This window comes from Variovorax sp. dw_308 (genome assembly GCF_019207085.1).
Taxonomy (GTDB): domain Bacteria; phylum Pseudomonadota; class Gammaproteobacteria; order Burkholderiales; family Burkholderiaceae_C; genus Variovorax.
Window position 1 is genome coordinate 322,397 of sequence record NZ_JAATOM010000005.1, and the last position, 16,319, is coordinate 338,715.

Below are 16,319 nucleotides of genomic sequence, written 5' to 3' on the forward strand. Positions count from 1 at the left end.
TCGCAGAAGCCGTCCTCGCCGGCTTCACCTGACTCGTACCCCTACATCGCCCGCAGCAAGTTGGCCAGCTCCACGGCCGACTTGACATCCATCTTCTCGAAAATCCGCGCGCGGTGGACCTCCACCGTGCGCACGCTGATCGCGAGCTGGTCGGCGATCAGCTTGTTCGGCAGGCCTTCCACCACCCTTTGCATGACGTCGCGCTCGCGCTCGGTCAGTTCGCCCATGCGCGCCGACAGGCGCGAGCGCTCCTTCTGACGCTCGACTGCACGCAGGGACGCGCCCAGCGCCTGCTCGATGCGGTCGACCAGCGCGTTGTCGGAGAAGGGCTTCTCGCAGAAGTCGAAGGCGCCGCGCTTGACCAGGTCCACCGCGGTCGGCACGTCGGCATGGCCCGTGAGAAAGATCACCGGCATGGTGTCGATCAGGCCGCGCTCCGCGAGTCGCTCGAACAGCACCAGGCCGCTGGTGCCGGGCATGCGCACGTCGAGCAGCAGGCAGCGCGGCTGTGTCGGGGCGGAGAGCCCGGGGTCACCGGCCAGCCGGTCCTCGAAAGCCTCGGCGCTGGCGAAGTGCTCGCTCATGAGCCGTCGCGAGCGCAGCAGCCAGGCGAGTGCCTCGCGTACGCTGGCGTCGTCGTCGACGATGAAGATCAGGGCATCGATCGGAGGTTGCATGGGTCAGGCGTCGGCGGCAAGGGCAGGGGCGGGAAGTTCGAAGGGCGCGATCACGATCGCCGGCAATGTAAATCGAAACACGGTCCCGCGCGGTCGGTTCGGCTCGAACAGCAGCGCGCCGCCATGTTGCTCGACCACGGTGCGGCACAGGCTGAGGCCCAGGCCCATGCCGTCCGTGCGGGTGGTGAAGAAGGGCGTGAACAGGCGTCGCGCCACCGCGTCGTCGATACCGCTGCCGATATCGGCCACCGCAAATTCGAGCCAGCGCCGCGCTTCGGGCGCCGGATCCGCGCGGCCGGGCACGGACGCCACCCGCAGCAGCAGAACGCGCTCGGTGATGGTGGGCTGGTCCATCGCCTGCATGGCATTGCGGGTGAGGTTCAGCAGCACCTGCTCGACCAGCGTGCGGTCGCACAACACCTGCGGCAAGGCGGGCTCCAGCACGATGTCGATGCGCACGCCGAGCTTTTGCGCCTGCAACCTCACCAGCGGCATTACCGCGTCGAGCAGCACCTGCGGCGCGACCGGCTCGCGCGTGCGGTCGCGGCGGCGCACGAAGTCATGCACGCTGCGGATCACCTGGCCGGCGCGCTCGGCCTGCTCGCCGATGCGCCGCATGGCCATGGAAAGTTCGGCCGAGGCGCCGTCGGTCTGGCCGCCGAGCAGGTTGAGCGAACCGGTGGCATAGCTGGCGATGGCGGCCAGCGGCTGTGTCAGCTCATGGCTCAGCAGCGACGCCATTTCGCCGACGGTGGCCAGGCGTGCGCTGGCCTGCAGGCGCTCCTGGCTGGCGCGCGAGATTTCCTCGATGCGGCGCTGTTCGCTGAGATCGACGAAGGCGCTCATCCAGCCGGTCTGCAGACCCTGCGCATTGATCAGCGGCGCCTCGAAGATCAGCACCGGAAAGCGCGCGCCGTCCTTGCGCATGTAGACCGATTCGAAGCCGTTGCGCGGGGGCACGCTGCCGCCGATCCGCATGTCCTGCCGCTGCTGGTATTCGTGCGCCAGCTCGGTCGGCCAGTAGGGCGCCTCCACGGTGCCGATCAGCTCCTCGGGGGTGAAGCCGACCATCGCGCAGAAGGCCGGGTTGACGTAGGTGATGCGGCCCTGCAGGTCGCGCGCGCGCAACCCGGTGATGACCGAGTCTTCCATCGCCTTGCGAAAGGCGAGCGTGTCGGCCAGCTCGCGTTCGGCCTTGAGGCGCCGCCGCGTGTCGCGCGCCAGCAGCACCAGCACCGACACCAGCGCGATCGACACCGCCGTGACCAGCGCCGTCAGCAGGTTCGGGAACAGGTCCGGCTCGGAGCGCCAGCCATCGACCCGAAACATCAACGTGACGCCGGGCAGGTCCAGCAATTGCTGCGATGTGAAGACGCGGTTGCCGGTGCGGCGCGCCACGCCCACGGAGGCGAGACGGGTGCCGTCGGGCTCGGAGAAGATGACCTCCTGCCCGCGCCGCAGCGTCGGCCCGACCAATTCGGTCAAGGTGTCGCGCAGCGAATAGGTCGCGACCAGGTAGCCGCCCGCTTCGGAGGGCAGGCAGATCTCCAGCACCTCCAACCCGTTGCCGGCGCTGTTCGAGACGTAGTGGCTGGGCGAATAGGCCGGCGCCGACAGCTTGCTCGCGGCGGTGCAGGCCAGCGCGATGTCGGACTGCATGGCCCCGCGCGCGTCCTGCTCGAAAAGGCGCATGCGATAGGGCGTATCGGTGGCGGCGAGCAGGCGCAACTGCGCGTCGCGCCACTCAAGGCGCAACCATTCGCGGTGCGCGCGCAACTGGCTCGTGGCTTCCATCTCGGGCCAGCGCTTGGCGTTGGCGGTTTCGGTCAGCAACGCGTTCAGGCTCTGCGCGTTGCGCTGGAGGCCACCTCGGAGTTCGGACAGCGCGTCGGCGGTGTCGTGGTCGAGTACGACCTGCATCTGCTCGGCCTCGTGCCGCCCGGCCAGCCACACCACGGTCGCGAGCAGCACCAGCACCAGCATCGCCAGCAACAACCACAGGAACCAGCGCTGCCACAACGAACGCAGCCGCGCGAAGGCCTGCCCTGCCGGCGCGACGGATGAGTGCATCGGCTCGTGCATTCAGTGCCCCGGGGTAGCGCAGGCGCTTCGGGGGTGCTTCATCACCCGGCGATGACGCGGTGCGCAAGCGCCGGCAACTGCTGCCGCGCCGCCATCACCCGGGCGATGTCGATGTCGCAGCTCACCACGCCCTCGCCCGTCGGGCGCTGCGCAGCGATCGTGCCCCAGGGGTCCACCACCAGCGACTGGCCCCAGGTGCGCCGCCCGTTCTCGTGCGTGCCACCCTGGGCCGGGGCCATCGCCCAGGCCAGGTTCTCGATGGCGCGGGCGCGCAACAGCACCTCCCAGTGCGCGGAGCCGGTGGTGTGCGTGAAGGCGCTGGGCACCAGCAGCAACTCCGCGCCCCGCGCCGCCAGCGCGCGGTACAGCTCCGGAAAACGCAGGTCGTAGCAGACGCTCATGCCGACGCGCCAGACATGCCCGTCGCGCGAAGGCAGCTCGAACAGCACCGGCTGAGTGCCGGGCGTGATGACGCGTCGCTCGTCGTAGCGTTCGGTGCCGTTGTCATAGTGGAAGAGATGGATCTTGTCGTAGCGCGCCACGCAGTCGCCGGCCGGCGAGAACGCGAGCGAAGTGTTGAGCACGTGGAGATCGTCCTCCGGGCTCACGAGTGGCAAGGTGCCGCCCACGATCCAGAGGCCGAACTCGCGCGCCGCATCGGCCAGGAAGCGCTGCACCGGGCCATCGCCGGGCTGCTCGCGCAGTGCGAGCTTGTCGGTGTCGCGCCGGCCCATGACGCAGAAGTATTCGGGCAGCACCGCGAGTTCGGCGCCGGCGGCGGCCGCCTCGCCCAGCAGCGCACGGGCGCGGGCAAGGTTGGCCTCGCGTTCGACCGACGAGACCATCTGGATCGCTGCAACTTTCATGTGTTCTCCATGCCTGTGTTGTGCCCCTGCGCCCGGCGCTTCGTGTCCTCGCTGCCCCCCAAAGGAGGCGGCGCTCAAGGCTTCGCCTCCTGCGCCACCCGGCGCGCGACCTTGGTGATCTTCGGATCGGCCCAGGTGCCGTCGATCAGGAATTCCTGCGTCGCCGCGGCGCTCAGCGGCTTGCTCAGCGCGTATTGGGCGAGGAAGGCGGCGAGTCCGATGGCGGGGTTGATGACGGTCGCCGCCAACGCCGCGGTGCCAGCCGATATCTCGGGCACCACCACCACGCGCAGCGACTGGGTTTCACGCGTGATGTTGGCCGTGCCCTCCATCAGCACGGCCGCGTTCACGCCCTTCATCTGCAGGTTGTTGGTGCTGGCGGTGCCGTCGCTGATCTTGGCGTCGCCGCGGATGAAGTCGAACTGGAAGCCCTGGCTGAAGATGTCCCGGAAATCCAGCGTCAGCCGACGCGGCAGCGCCTGCAGGCTCAGCACCCCGAGCAGCTTGGCCAGCCCCGGGTCGGCCTTCAGGAACTGGCCGGACTCCACGTCGATGTGAAGCTTGCCGCCCAGGCTCGGATAGTCGAGCGAGAACGGTGAGCCGCGCCACTCGACTGCTCCGTCAAGCCGCCCATGGCCGCGCCGCACCACGTCCTTCATGTTGAAGCGGTTGAGCAGCAGGCCCACATCCGTGATGTCCAGCGTGAACTGCATGCTGGTGCGCCGTGCATCGCTTCGCGGGCCGGGCGCCGCGGTCGCCGGCAGTGCGCTCCAGCTGCCCTCGGCCACGAAGCTGGCCTCGGGGGTGCTGAGACCCAGCTTGTTCAGCCGCCATTCGTGGCTGGCGCCGCCCAGGTTGACCGCGTTGATCTCCGCCCGGCCCAGCCGCCGGTTGAACAGCTCGAAATCGTCGACCACGATGTCGAGCGCCGGCAGCGTGCCGGGTTGCTCGTCGAGCAGCGACTCGACCTCCGTGGCCTCGCTGGGCGCGATGCGCAGCCGCGCCAGCCGCGCGTACAGGCGGCCATCCTGCGACTGCCGGTATTCGGCGTAGCCGTTGAGATCGTTGGCGTCGATATTGGCGCGCCAGACCTGCCCGTCCCGGCTGCCGCCCAGCACGACGTTCTGGAGCTTCCGCCGCGACATCACCAACTCCTGCGCGCGTACGGCGATCACCGTGGGCAGGTAGCCCGAGGCCTCCTCCTCCGTCGCCGCCGCTGCGCCGAGCGCTTCCGGCGGGCTGCCCGTGGCCTCGCCGAACACCGATTTCCAGGCATCCACATCAAAGCGCGCGAGCCGGATGTTGGCCAGCACGCCCCGCGCCGGCGAGGCGGCCGACTCGCCGGCCTCGAGCCCCACGCCGATCGCGCCGTTGATGACCTTCGGTTCGTTGCCGGAGATGTCGCGCTGGTAGCGGATCGACGCGAGCCGGCCGAGGTCCAACTGCAGTTCGTCGCGTGCCGCCGCCGTCGCCGATGCGCGGGGCAGGAGCTTCTTCTCGAGGCGCAACGGCAGGGCATCGGCCGCCGGCTTGGCCAGCGGAGCGGGCAGGTCGAGCGCCAGGCCCTGCAGGCTGCTGGCGAGGCTGAATTCGGCGACGCCGTCGCGCACCGACAGCGTGCCTGCATAGGGCGTGCTGCCGCTGGCGCGCTTGGCCAACCGGCTCAGCCAGCTCACCTCGCGCAGGCCGCGCAGACCCTCGGCAGTGGCCGTGCCCTGGGCCTTGTAGACCATCTCGCTGCCGCTGCCGGCGTAGCGTCCCTGCCCTTCCAGCTTGACGTCGCCGCCGGCCACGCGGGCCTGCACGCCGGCCAGCGAGAAGCCGCTTTCGGTGAACGTGAGCATGCCGCGCGCCTGCGTGAAAGCGGGCGCCTCCGGCATCGGCTGCACCTCGTTGTCGGCCAGCGTGACGCTGGTCTGGAGCTTGAACTTGTCCATGGCCTCGAGCGGGAGTTCGAGGCGCACCTTGTAGTCCGCATTGCCGGTGGCACGGGCGCGCGCGATGGCTTCGCCCGGCGCGCCGCCCACGATGGGCGCAGCCGCCTTGATCAGCGAGAACAGCGGTCCCTTGGCAAGGCCATCCACCTTGAGCAACGGGGCGGCATGCGCCATGTCGGCAATCTCGGCATCGGCCTTGGCCACCTCGATGCCCTGCACGCCGGCGAAATGGCCGCGCGCGTTGTGCACCTGCATGCCGGCGCGCTCGAAGATCAACTCGCCCGAGAGGCCGGTCAAGGCCGGCCACGCACCCGCGGCCGGCGGCGCACCGGGCGCGGGCGGCGGCACGTAGGCGTAAGTCACGTCGTTCACCTTGGCCACGATGCGGAAGTCGCCCTGCTTCGGATCGTTGAAGGGCATGTCGTGCAGGTCGCCGCGCACCTTGAAATCGACCGTAGACGCAGTGCCCTTGTTCACGCTGTCGCGCACATAGTCGCGCGTGGACTTGGGTATGACCAGCGGCAGGTAGCGAAACACCCGGGTGCCGTCGGCCTTGGTGAGCTGGCCTTGCAGGTCGAGCACGCCCGGATAGCGCCCGCGCGAGCTGGCGGGGTCGCTGGTGCGCCAGTCGGCCCTGGCCTCGCCTTGCGTATCGGCATTGGAAAAGCGCAGGCCCGTCACCTGGACCTGCGTGGCGGGCCCGTCGAGCTTCCAGGCGACCTTGCCCGTGAGCTGGTCGATCGGCACCACCGGCTCCTCGAAGACGCCGGGGAAGTCGAGCGCGCCGTTCGCGATCGCGATGTCTGCAGTGCCGCCGGCCTGGGTCGCGTCGAAGGCGACGGTGGCCCCGCGCAGGCCGGGCGTGCCGGTCGGCACGGCGGCGGGCACGTTGGTTCCGCGTGCCGCGGGCGGCCTGGCCGGCGCCGGCTCGCCGGGTTGCGAGGCGACGGCCAGGTCGCTGACACGGCCGCGCGCCTGGTACTTGTCGGGTGCGCCCAACGGCCCTTGCCAGCTCGCATCGATGCGCTCGAGCAGCCCGCGCAAGTCATGGGTCGAGAGCGCGCGATGGGTGGGCTCGTCGAGCGGCAGCCGGCTGGCGATCTGCGTGAGCGCCCCGAGGTCGAGCCGGTCGGCCTTGAACACACCGCGTTCGGATCCGGTGCGCCCCTTCGCGGGAATGCGCTCGAAGCTCAGGTTGCCGCCGGGCCAGCGCGTGCCGTCGGCGGTGTCGAACTGCAGGTCGGTGGTCGAGAAGGTCAAGTGCTCGTCGTTCATGTCGCCGGCCAGCCGCCCGGTGACGCGACTCAACACCAGCGGCTCCAGCTTCTCGCTCAGCACCGCGTCGACGTGAAGGAGGGCCAGGTCGAGCGCGCCGCCATGGACCTCGCCGTCGTTCACATCCGCCCACAGCCGCAGCGCGCCGTTGGCTTCGCGGATGCGCGCGTCGAGCGAAACATAGGCGCCCAGGCGCGCGACATCCATGTGGGGAAACTCGGCATAGATCTGCCCGTCCCAGGTCAGCCACTTGCCGGCGTGCGTGGTCAGGAAAGGTTGCCGGAACTGGCCGCGCAAGGTGAAACGCTGGCCCCAGCCTTCGGGCGGCGTGGCATCGAGGCGCATGGCATGGCGGCGCGTGCTGTTGCGCACGACCAGGCTCACGTCGGTCAGCAACAGCGGCTCGGCGTGGCGCGTCTCGTCCGTCCAGCGCACGGTGCCGCCCCGCACGGCGAATTCGCGCTGCGAGAAGAACCAGTCGGCCGCGCGGGTGTCGCCGCTGGTGTCCGCGTGCATGTCGAGACCGGCAACGTGCAGCTTGCCCATGGCGTCGCGCCGCACCTCAACCTCGGGGTTCTCGATGTAGATCTGCTCGAAATTGAAGCGCCACAGTGAACGCGGCGACACGCTGGCCACCACGCGCGCCAGCTTCAGAGCCTGGCGGTCCAGGCTGTCGTGGAGCACCACGTCATGCAGCTCGAAGGTCGGGAAAAGGCCTTCGGAAACGGCGGTGATCGCGCCGATTCTCACGGGCACCCCGATGGCCTTCGTGGCCTGCGCCTCCAGCACGCCGCGGTACTCGCCGATTCGCGGCACAATCCATCCGTGTAGGACAACGACCGACAGTGCGAACAACAACCAGGCGGCGATCAGGAGTCCAAGCATCCAGCGCGCCGTGACAGCGGTGACCTGGAGCAGACGTGAGGGGGATGACGTCGTGTCGTTCATTAAGGATCGCGCGCTGTGTCAGGAATTATGACCGCCAGCATTCAGACCAGTTCCAATCCGGACGCGCATGGCCATGGTGCCACCGCGGCGCCCGCCGTGCAGCTTTCATCGCATTCCCGATTCGTGCAACGGCTGCGACGCCGCTATGCCGCCGACCTGGCGCTGCTGCCGCCCGGCGCACCCGTGCGCGGCCATTTCACGCAGGCCTACGAAGCCTTGCGCGCGCGCGGCTCCTCGGTGGCGGACGCCTTGCGCATCGTTCGCAATCTGGTGATGGAGCGCCTCGTCACGCTCGACTGCGAGGCGCAGGCGTCCCTGGAGGTCGTGACCACTGCGGTGACGCAGCTTGCCGAGTTCGCGCTCGACACGTCCTGCCACGAAGCCCGGCGCGAGCTGGTCCTGGTGCACGGCCAACCGCTCGGCCCGGACGGCCAGCCGGCCAGCCTCTGGGTCGTCGGCATGGGCAAGCTGGGCGCACGCGAACTCAACGTCTCCAGCGACATCGACCTGATCTACCTCTACGACGCCGATGGCGAGACCGCCGGCGATGCGACAGGCCGCGGCAGGCTCGCCAACCAGGACTTCTTCGGGCGCATGGTCAAGCGCATCTACGCGCTCGTCGGCGACACCACCGAGCACGGCTTCGTGTTCCGCGTCGACCTCGCCTTGCGGCCCAACGGCAACTCGGGGCCGAACGCGGTCTCGCTTGACGCACTCGAAGAATATTTCCAGGTGCAGGGCCGCGAATGGGAGCGCTTCGCCTGGCTCAAGAGCCGGGTTGTGGCGCCCTTCGACTGCATCGCGGATGCCTCCGCGCAGGCGCTGCGCACCGTGGTGCTGCCCTTCGTCTTCCGCCGCTACCTCGACTACAACGTGTTCGACTCGCTGCGCGTGCTGCACCGGCAGATCCGCGAGCAGGCTGCGCGCCGCAGCGCAGGCCGTCCATCGCGCGCCAACGACGTGAAGCTGTCGCGTGGCGGCATCCGCGAGATCGAATTCACCGTGCAACTGCTGCAGGTGGTGCGCGGCGGCCAATACCCCGAGCTGCGCACCCGCCCCACGCTCGACGCCTTGCAGCGCCTCGCCCGCGCCGGACTGATGGAGCAGGCGACCGCCGACGCGCTGGCCGAGGCCTATGTCTTCCTGCGCCGCGTCGAGCACCGCATCCAGTATCTCGACGACCAGCAGACCCACGCACTGCCCGTCAACGACGACGACCTGCGCTGGATCGCGCAGACGCTCGGCTACGCGGATTGCTGCGAATTCCTGACCCAGCTCGACGCGCATCGCGAGCTGGTGGCGCAGGAGTTCGACAAGCTGCTGGGCGGCGAGCCGAAGCCGTGCAACGGCAAATGCAACGGCAAGTCGGGCCAGGCCACGCCGGCGGACATCACCGGACTGCTCGACGAACTGCCCCCCGCCTTCGCCGAGCGCGTCAAGCGCTGGGTCGACCATCCGCGCGTGCTGGCCCTGCGCGAGGAAGCCCAGGGGCGCCTGCGTCAGCTCGTGCAGCGCACCGGCCAATGGATGCGAGACGAAGCGGACGGCGACGGCGCCGGCGAGGTCGCCGACCACCTGCAGGCCGCGTTGCGCTGGGCCGACTGGATCGAACCGCTGCTGCGCCGCGAAAGCTACCTCGCGCTGCTGGTCGAACGGCCCGCCGTGCAGCGCCGCCTGCTGCGGCTGCTGGGCGCGGCCAAGTGGCCCGCCCGCTACCTGCTGAAACACCCAGGTGTGATCGACGAACTGGCCGACGACCACATGCTGACCAGCCGCTTCGACGCCAAGGTGTTCGAGCAGGAGCTGGAAGAACGCCGCGGCGCCCTGCGCAGCACCGGCGAGGCGGACGAAGAAGCCATGCTCAACCTGCTGCGGCGTGCCCATCACGCCGAGGTGTTCCGCACTCTGGCGCGCGACGTCGAAGGCCGCATCACCGTCGAGCAGGTCGCCGACGACCTCAGCGCGCTGGCCGACACCGTGCTGCGCGTGACGGCCCGCTGGTGCTGGCCACTGGTGCGCAACCACCATCGCCCGCAACCGCAGTTCGCCATCGTCGGCTACGGCAAGCTCGGCGGTAAGGAACTGGGCTACGGCAGCGACCTCGACATCGTCTTCCTCTACGAAGACGACGACGAGCGGGCCGCCGAGGTCTACGCCGCCTACGTGCGCAAGCTCATCAACTGGCTCACCGTCAAGACGGCCGAGGGCGACCTGTTCGAGATCGACACGGCCCTGCGTCCCAACGGCAACTCCGGCCTGCTGACCATCAGCTTCGACGCCTACGAGAAGTACCAGCTCGGCCGCGGCAGCAACACCGCGTGGACCTGGGAGCACCAGGCCATGACCCGCGCTCGCTTCGTGCTCGGCGACCCGGAACTCGGCCGGCGTTTCGACGCCGTGCGCGAGGCCACGATCACCTCGATCCGCGACCTCGATGCGCTCAAGGTGCAGATCGTCGCGATGCGCGACAAGGTGCGTTCGGCGCACCCGGTCAAGGCCGATCGGTTCGACGTCAAGCACAGCCCCGGCGGCATGGTCGATGCCGAGTTCGTGGTGCAGTACATGGTGCTGTCGGCCAGCGCACGTTTTCCGACGCTGCTGCCGAATGTCGGCAACATCGCGCTGCTGCAGCGCGCCGAAGACGCCGGCCTGCTGCCACCCGGCGTGGGCCGCGACGCGGGCGTGGCCTATCGTGAGCTGCGCCGCGTGCAGCACGTGGCCCGCCTCAACGAAGATCCGACCCAGGTGCCGCTGACCTCGCTGGTGGCCGAGCGCACGGCGATGCTCGCCTTGTGGAATGCGGCCTTTGGCTGAGCGCGGCATGCCGGGGGCAACACGCGAGGCGCTGACGCCGTTCACCTGCGCCGCACCGGTGCTGGTGGCCGCGGCACTGGCCGCTGCACTCGCCGGCTGCGCCAGCGGTCCGCGCAGCGGCAGCGATGGCGCCGAAGCCAGCGTACCCGCCAACCTCGACCGCGTGCCCGATGCGGAGCCGCGCGTCGAAAGCATCCGCGCCAGCGGCAGCACCAGCAAGCCCTATGTCGCGCTGGGCCAGACCTATGTGCCCATGGTCGACGATCGACCGTTCCGCGAGAGCGGCCTGGCCTCCTGGTATGGCCGCAAGTTCCACAGTGGCTCGACCGCGAGCGGCGAACCCTACGACATGTACGCCATGACGGCCGCGCACAAGACGCTGCCGCTGCCCAGCTACGCGCGCGTGCGCAACCCGGCCAACGGGCGCGAGGTGATCGTGCGGGTGAACGACCGCGGCCCCTTCGTCGATGGCCGCGTCATCGACCTGAGCTACACGGCGGCACTGAAGCTCGACCTGCTGCGTGGCGTGGCGCCGGTGGAGATCGAGCGCATCACCAACCAGGACATCCGCACGGGCGCGTGGCGACGTCCAGGCGACGCCGCCGTGGCGCAAGATACGTCGGCGCGACTGCCGCCATCGGACGCAGTCGCCGTGCCGGTCGGCCTGACAACGGAAGTCTCCGCGCCGCCGCCGCGTGGCGCCATGGGCACGGACCTGGCGCCCATGAGCCCCATCCCGTTGCCGCGCGCCACCGCGAATCCCCCGCCCGGCACCGCGACAGGCGCCGCGGAGAAGCCTGCGCCCGCAACCGGCTTCTGGGTGCAATTGGGCGCCTTCAGCCAGCGCGAGGGCGCAGCCGCCTTCCAGGAGAAGGTGTCGAAGCAGATGCCGGCGCTGAAGATGATGGTGTTCAGCGAGAACGGCATGCACCGCCTGCAGGCCGGCCCCTACGCCACGCGCGAATCGGCCCAGACGGCTGGCGAGCAGGTCCGCAACGGCCTGAACCTGGCGCCGGTCATCGTCGAGCGGCGCTGAAGGACCCCTGCCGCAGGCCCGCGACCGGTGGCCGTGGCAGAAAGATGCCTGCCTTCGGTCAGGCGCCCTGGTATTCGGGCTTGGGCCCCAGACTCGCTGCGAGCTCCTTGCGGTAGCGATTGAGTTCCTGCACCGTCTTGAAGCTGCGGTTCATCAGCAGGCTCATGTTGTGCAGGATGCGCTCGCCGACCTTGGTTTCCCAGACGGCGTCGAACTTGATCTGCTTGTCGAGCCAGTGCTCGAGCCAGTCCGGGTCGGGCATGCGGCTCTGGATGGTGTCGTTTGGAAACAGCGCCTTGTTCACGTGCAGGTTGGTCGGATGCAGCGCCTGTGCTGTGCGGCGCGCGCTGGCCATCAGCACGCCGACCTTGGTGAAGGCGGCACGGGCCTCGTCGCCGAACTTTTCCATCGCGCGCTTCATGTAGCGCAGGTACGCGCCGCCGTGGCGGGCCTCGTCCTGGCTCAGCGTGGTGTAGATGTGCTTGATGACCGGTTCGGTGTGCCATTCGGCCGCGCGGCGATACCAGTGATTGAGCCGGATCTCGCCGCAGAAATGCAGCATCAGCGTCTCCAGCGGCGGCGCCGGATCGAAGTCGAAGCGGACTTCATGCAGTTCCTGCTCGGTCGGGGCATGTTCGGGGCTGAAGCGCTTGAGATATTCCATCAGCACCAGCGAATGCTTCTGCTCCTCGAAGAACCAGATCGACATGAACGCCGAAAAATCGCTGTCGTGCCGGTTGTCGCGCAGGAACATCTCCGTGGCCGGGAGGGCCGACCATTCGGTGATGGCATTCATCTTGATGGTTTGCGCCTGCTCTGCCGACAGCTTGGTCGCATCGAAGGACTGCCACGGAATGTCCCGGTCCATGTCCCAACGGACGGATTCGAGTTGTCTGAAAAGTTCCGGGTAGAGCATCGATGTCTTTCTTAAGCCGAGGGATTTTAGTCGGCAGGGTTTGGCACGGCCGTGACAAGCGCGCGATGATGCGGAACACGCGCATCGCCGAATTGGATGCGCCATGCCGCTGGAGATACCCGATGCACTTACGCTCCCTGCTTTTCACGTCATTGACGGCCGCCGCGTTGGCCCCCGCCGCAGCGCTGGCCCAGCCGGAGGCCGCCTGCCCTCCGATCCTGCACCACACCTTCCCACGTTTGCAAGACGAAAAACCCCAATCTCTTTGCCAGTATTCCGGCAAGGTGGTGCTGATCGTCAACACCGCGAGCTTCTGCGGCTTCACGCCGCAGTACAAGGGTCTGGAGGCGCTCGACAGCAAATACCGTGGGCGCGGCCTCGCGGTGCTGGGCTTCCCGTCGAACGATTTCGCCCAGGAAACTGGCTCCAACAAGGAGATTGCCGATTTTTGCGAGAGCACTTTCGGCGTGAAATTCCCGATGTTCGCCAAGTCGTCGGTGCGCGGCCCGGAGGCCAATCCGCTGTTCAAGGAACTCGCCCAGATCTCGGGCACGACGCCCAAGTGGAACTTCTACAAGTACCTGATCGGCCGCGATGGAAAGGTGGTCGACAGCTATTCGAGCATGACGACGCCCGACAGCAAGGATTTCGTCCGCGAGCTTGAAAAGCAGCTGGCCGCGAAGTGAGTGACGGCGAATCGAAAACGGTATCGACAGCTTCCGGCATCTGCTTCACAAATGTTTACCTTCGGGGCGGGAACCTCGACGCAGCGGCTTTCCTCCTAAACCCACAGGCGATGAGCGCCTGATTGGTTTTCATGCTGCGAGGTCTTCCGGGCATTCATGTCCGGCTGAAATCCCGAGGCGATTCTTCTCCTCCTCCCTCCCTCCCTCTTCGCACGGGGCGCCTCGCAGCATTTTTGTATTGGAAGGACCGGCGGGCTCCGTGAGGGCCCAACGGGAACGCGCCAGGAAAAGCGCCGGGTTCAGGCCGGCAGCGTGTCCGCGAAGCTCGGCCGCAAGTGCAGCTTGTCGGACAGCTTGGCCAGGTTGGCATGCTCGCCGCGCCAGTCAATGTCGGGAAAGCGGAAGCTGACCCAGCCCAGCGCACAGCCGACCGCAATGTCGGACAGACTCAGGTGGATACCGCTGCAGAAGGGCTTGTCGCCGAGTCCCTTGGACATGGCGGCAATGCCGCCTTCGACCTTGGCGCGCTGGCGATCCATCCAGGCCTGGCTGCGCTCGCCGTCGGCGCGCTTGGGCCAAGTGGCTTCCAGGCGCCAGAGGATGCCCGCGTCCATCACGCCATCGGCCAGCGCTTCCCAGGTCTTGACCTCGGCGCGCTCGCGGCTTTGCTGGGGAATGAGCTTGCCGACAGGAGAGAGGGTGTCGAGGTATTCGACGATGACGCGCGAATCGAACATCGCCTCACTGCCGTCCATGATCAGGCACGGCACCTTGCCCAGCGGGTTGGACTGGCTGATGGTGGTGTCATCGGCCCAGACATCTTCCTTGATGAACTGGTAATCCAGCCGCTTCTCGGCCATGACCACGCGCACCTTGCGCACATAAGGACTGGCGGCGGATCCGATCAATTTCATGCGGGCTCTTCCCTCAGGGTGACATTCGTTGTAGCTTTTTGATTCTAGGGGAACCTCCCCGCGGGGAACTGACCGTCGGCGGAGAGCGAGGGGGAAACGCCACAGCCGGCACCTAAAATTGAAGGATGACCTTCTCCACTGTTTCCGCCCTGTCTCCCCTCGACGGCCGTTATGCCGGCAAACTCGGCGCGCTGCGGCCGCTGATGAGCGAGCAGGGCTACATGCACCGGCGCGTCCAGGTCGAGGTGGCATGGTTCATCGCGCTGTCGGACGCCGGGTTCGCCGAATTCAAGCCGCTCAGCGGCGGCGCCCGCAAGTACCTCATGGGGCTGGTATCCAACTTTTCCGAGGCCGACGCCCTGGCCATCAAGGACATCGAGAAAACCACCAACCACGACGTCAAGGCCGTGGAGTACTGGATCAAGTCGAAGTTCGAGGCCCGGCCTGAATTGCTCGCCGCCTCCGAGTTCGTCCATTTCGCCTGCACCAGCGAAGACATCAACAACACCAGCCACGCCCTGCAGATCCAGGTCGCACGCGACAAGGTGATGCTGCCCGCGCTCGACGGCATCATTGCCACCCTGCGCGACATGGCCGGCAAGTTCGCCGAAGTGCCGATGCTGAGCCGCACCCACGGCCAGACCGCCAGCCCGACCACGGTCGGCAAGGAGATCGCCAACGTGGCGGTGCGGCTGGCCAAGGCCCGCGGGCAGATCGCATCGGTGGCCCTGCTCGGCAAGATGAACGGCGCCGTGGGCAACTACAACGCGCACATCGCGGCCTGGCCGGAGTTCGACTGGGAAGGCTTCAGCCGCAAGGTCGTCGAGACGCCGGCGCCCCAGGGCCTGGGCCTGGGTTTCCAGCCCTACAGCATCCAGATCGAGCCGCACGACTACATGGCCGAGCTGTTTGACGCGTTCGCGCGCACCAACACGATCCTGATCGACTTCGCGCGCGACATCTGGGGCTACGTGAGCCTGGGTTACTTCAAGCAGCGCCTGAAGAAGGGCGAGATCGGCTCGTCGACGATGCCGCACAAGGTCAACCCGATCGACTTCGAGAACGCCGAAGGCAACCTCGGCCTGGCCAACGCGGTGCTGCGCCACCTGAGCGAGAAGCTGCCGATCAGTCGCTGGCAACGCGACCTGACCGACAGCACGGTGCTGCGCAACATCGGCGTGGGCTTCGGCTACACGGCGCTGGCGTATGCGAGCCTGGCCACGGGACTCGGCAAGCTGGAGCTCAACGAGCAGGCGCTGGCGGACGACCTCGACGCCTCGTGGGAAGTGCTGGCCGAGCCGATCCAGACCGTCATGCGCCGTTTTGGCGTGCAGGGTGCCTACGAGCAACTGAAGGAAGTCACGCGCGGCAAGACCGTGACGGCCGAGGCCTTGCATGGGCTGATCCGCTCGCTGGAGATTCCGCAACCGGAGAAGGACCGCTTGCTGGCCATGACGCCCGGCTCGTATACGGGCAAGGCCGCCGAACTCGCGAAGCGCGCATGAGCGAAAACACTCTTCCTCCCTGCCCCCCAAGGGGGCTGATTCGTCGGCGAACCTGATGGCCCTCAAATCCACCATCTTCAAGGCGAACGTCGCCGTTGCCGACATCGACCACAACTACTACGCCGACCATGCGCTGACGCTGGCTCGGCATCCAAGCGAGAACGACGAGCGGATGATGATCCGGCTCGTCGCGCTCGCGCTCAATGCGTACAAGCTGCAGGACGTGGTCCAGGGCGATGGCACGCTGACCTTCGGCGCGGGGCTGTCGAACGTCGATGAACCGGACGTCTGGCTGCGCGACTTCACCGGCGAGGTGAAGCTATGGATAGAAGTCGGCCAGCCTGAAGAGAAGCCCATCATCAAGGCCTGCGGCAAGGCCGACCAGGTGATCGTCTATTGCTTCAGCCATGCGGCGGGCATCTGGTGGAAGGGCATCGAGAACAAGCTGACGCGCCCGCAGAACCTGCAGGTATGGCGGGTGCCGAGCGAGACTTCGCAGGCCGTCGCCAGGCTTGCGGAGCGCAGCATGCAACTGCAGGCCACGGTGCACGAGAACACGTTGACGCTCGGCAATGGCGCCGAAAGCATCGACATCGAGCTGGTCCGTCTGAAGTAGCGCCTCACACGACTTTGAAATCAAGCGCAGAACAAGGCGAAGCGCCG

At 67.8% G+C, this 16,319-nt stretch carries 11 protein-coding genes; 5 read left to right on the plus strand and 6 right to left on the minus strand.

The features are described from left to right. Positions 1–41 precede the first annotated feature (41 nt). From HCU76_RS13410 to HCU76_RS13425, 4 genes are all read right to left on the minus strand, one after another. Positions 42–677 carry a response regulator transcription factor gene (locus HCU76_RS13410; protein WP_218509579.1) on the minus strand — a complete coding sequence of 212 codons (636 nt, stop codon included), beginning with the start codon at positions 675–677 and terminating at the stop codon, positions 42–44. A gap of 3 nt (positions 678–680) precedes the next feature. Beyond that, a complete protein-coding gene (locus HCU76_RS13415) occupies positions 681–2,747 on the minus strand; it encodes a nitrogen regulation protein NR(II) (RefSeq protein WP_256354161.1) in 2,067 nt (688 codons plus the stop codon). 53 nt (positions 2,748–2,800) lie between these two features. Continuing rightward, positions 2,801–3,625: a carbon-nitrogen hydrolase family protein gene (locus HCU76_RS13420; protein ID WP_218509581.1), complete on the minus strand. Its 825-nt coding sequence runs from the start codon at positions 3,623–3,625 to the stop codon at positions 2,801–2,803. Positions 3,626–3,699: 74 nt separating this feature from the next. Continuing rightward, positions 3,700–7,785: a YhdP family protein gene (locus HCU76_RS13425; RefSeq protein ID WP_218509582.1), complete on the minus strand. Its 4,086-nt coding sequence runs from the start codon at positions 7,783–7,785 to the stop codon at positions 3,700–3,702. A gap of 27 nt (positions 7,786–7,812) precedes the next feature. On the opposite strand from HCU76_RS13425, the gene glnE reads away from it, so the two are divergent. Continuing rightward, positions 7,813–10,599 (plus strand): bifunctional [glutamate--ammonia ligase]-adenylyl-L-tyrosine phosphorylase/[glutamate--ammonia-ligase] adenylyltransferase, encoded by a 2,787-nt coding sequence (glnE, locus tag HCU76_RS13430; protein WP_218509583.1) that lies wholly within the window; start codon positions 7,813–7,815, stop codon positions 10,597–10,599. Positions 10,600–10,606: 7 nt separating this feature from the next. After that, a complete protein-coding gene (locus HCU76_RS13435) occupies positions 10,607–11,635 on the plus strand; it encodes a septal ring lytic transglycosylase RlpA family protein (RefSeq protein ID WP_213957166.1) in 1,029 nt (342 codons plus the stop codon). A 58-nt stretch (positions 11,636–11,693) separates the two neighbouring features. On the opposite strand, the gene HCU76_RS13440 is transcribed toward HCU76_RS13435, so the two are convergent. After that, positions 11,694–12,551, minus strand: a complete 858-nt coding sequence (locus HCU76_RS13440; protein ID WP_213957167.1) for a ferritin-like domain-containing protein — start codon at positions 12,549–12,551, stop codon at positions 11,694–11,696. A gap of 122 nt (positions 12,552–12,673) precedes the next feature. On the opposite strand from HCU76_RS13440, the gene HCU76_RS13445 reads away from it, so the two are divergent. After that, complete coding sequence (locus tag HCU76_RS13445) at positions 12,674–13,237, plus strand: glutathione peroxidase (protein ID WP_213957168.1); 564 nt, start codon at positions 12,674–12,676, stop codon at positions 13,235–13,237. 299 nt (positions 13,238–13,536) lie between these two features. On the opposite strand, the gene HCU76_RS13450 is transcribed toward HCU76_RS13445, so the two are convergent. Next, positions 13,537–14,151, minus strand: a complete 615-nt coding sequence (locus HCU76_RS13450) for a glutathione S-transferase N-terminal domain-containing protein (protein ID WP_213957169.1) — start codon at positions 14,149–14,151, stop codon at positions 13,537–13,539. A 125-nt stretch (positions 14,152–14,276) separates the two neighbouring features. Between HCU76_RS13450 and purB the strand changes: the two genes are divergently transcribed. Both purB and HCU76_RS13460 read left to right on the plus strand, forming a co-directional pair. Then, the gene (gene purB, locus HCU76_RS13455; RefSeq protein WP_213957170.1) at positions 14,277–15,656 is read left to right on the plus strand and encodes an adenylosuccinate lyase; all 1,380 of its coding nucleotides are present in this window, start codon (positions 14,277–14,279) and stop codon (positions 15,654–15,656) included. Positions 15,657–15,711: 55 nt separating this feature from the next. Then, the gene (locus tag HCU76_RS13460; protein ID WP_213957171.1) at positions 15,712–16,272 is read left to right on the plus strand and encodes a YaeQ family protein; all 561 of its coding nucleotides are present in this window, start codon (positions 15,712–15,714) and stop codon (positions 16,270–16,272) included. The last annotated feature ends 47 nt before the right edge of the window (positions 16,273–16,319 follow it).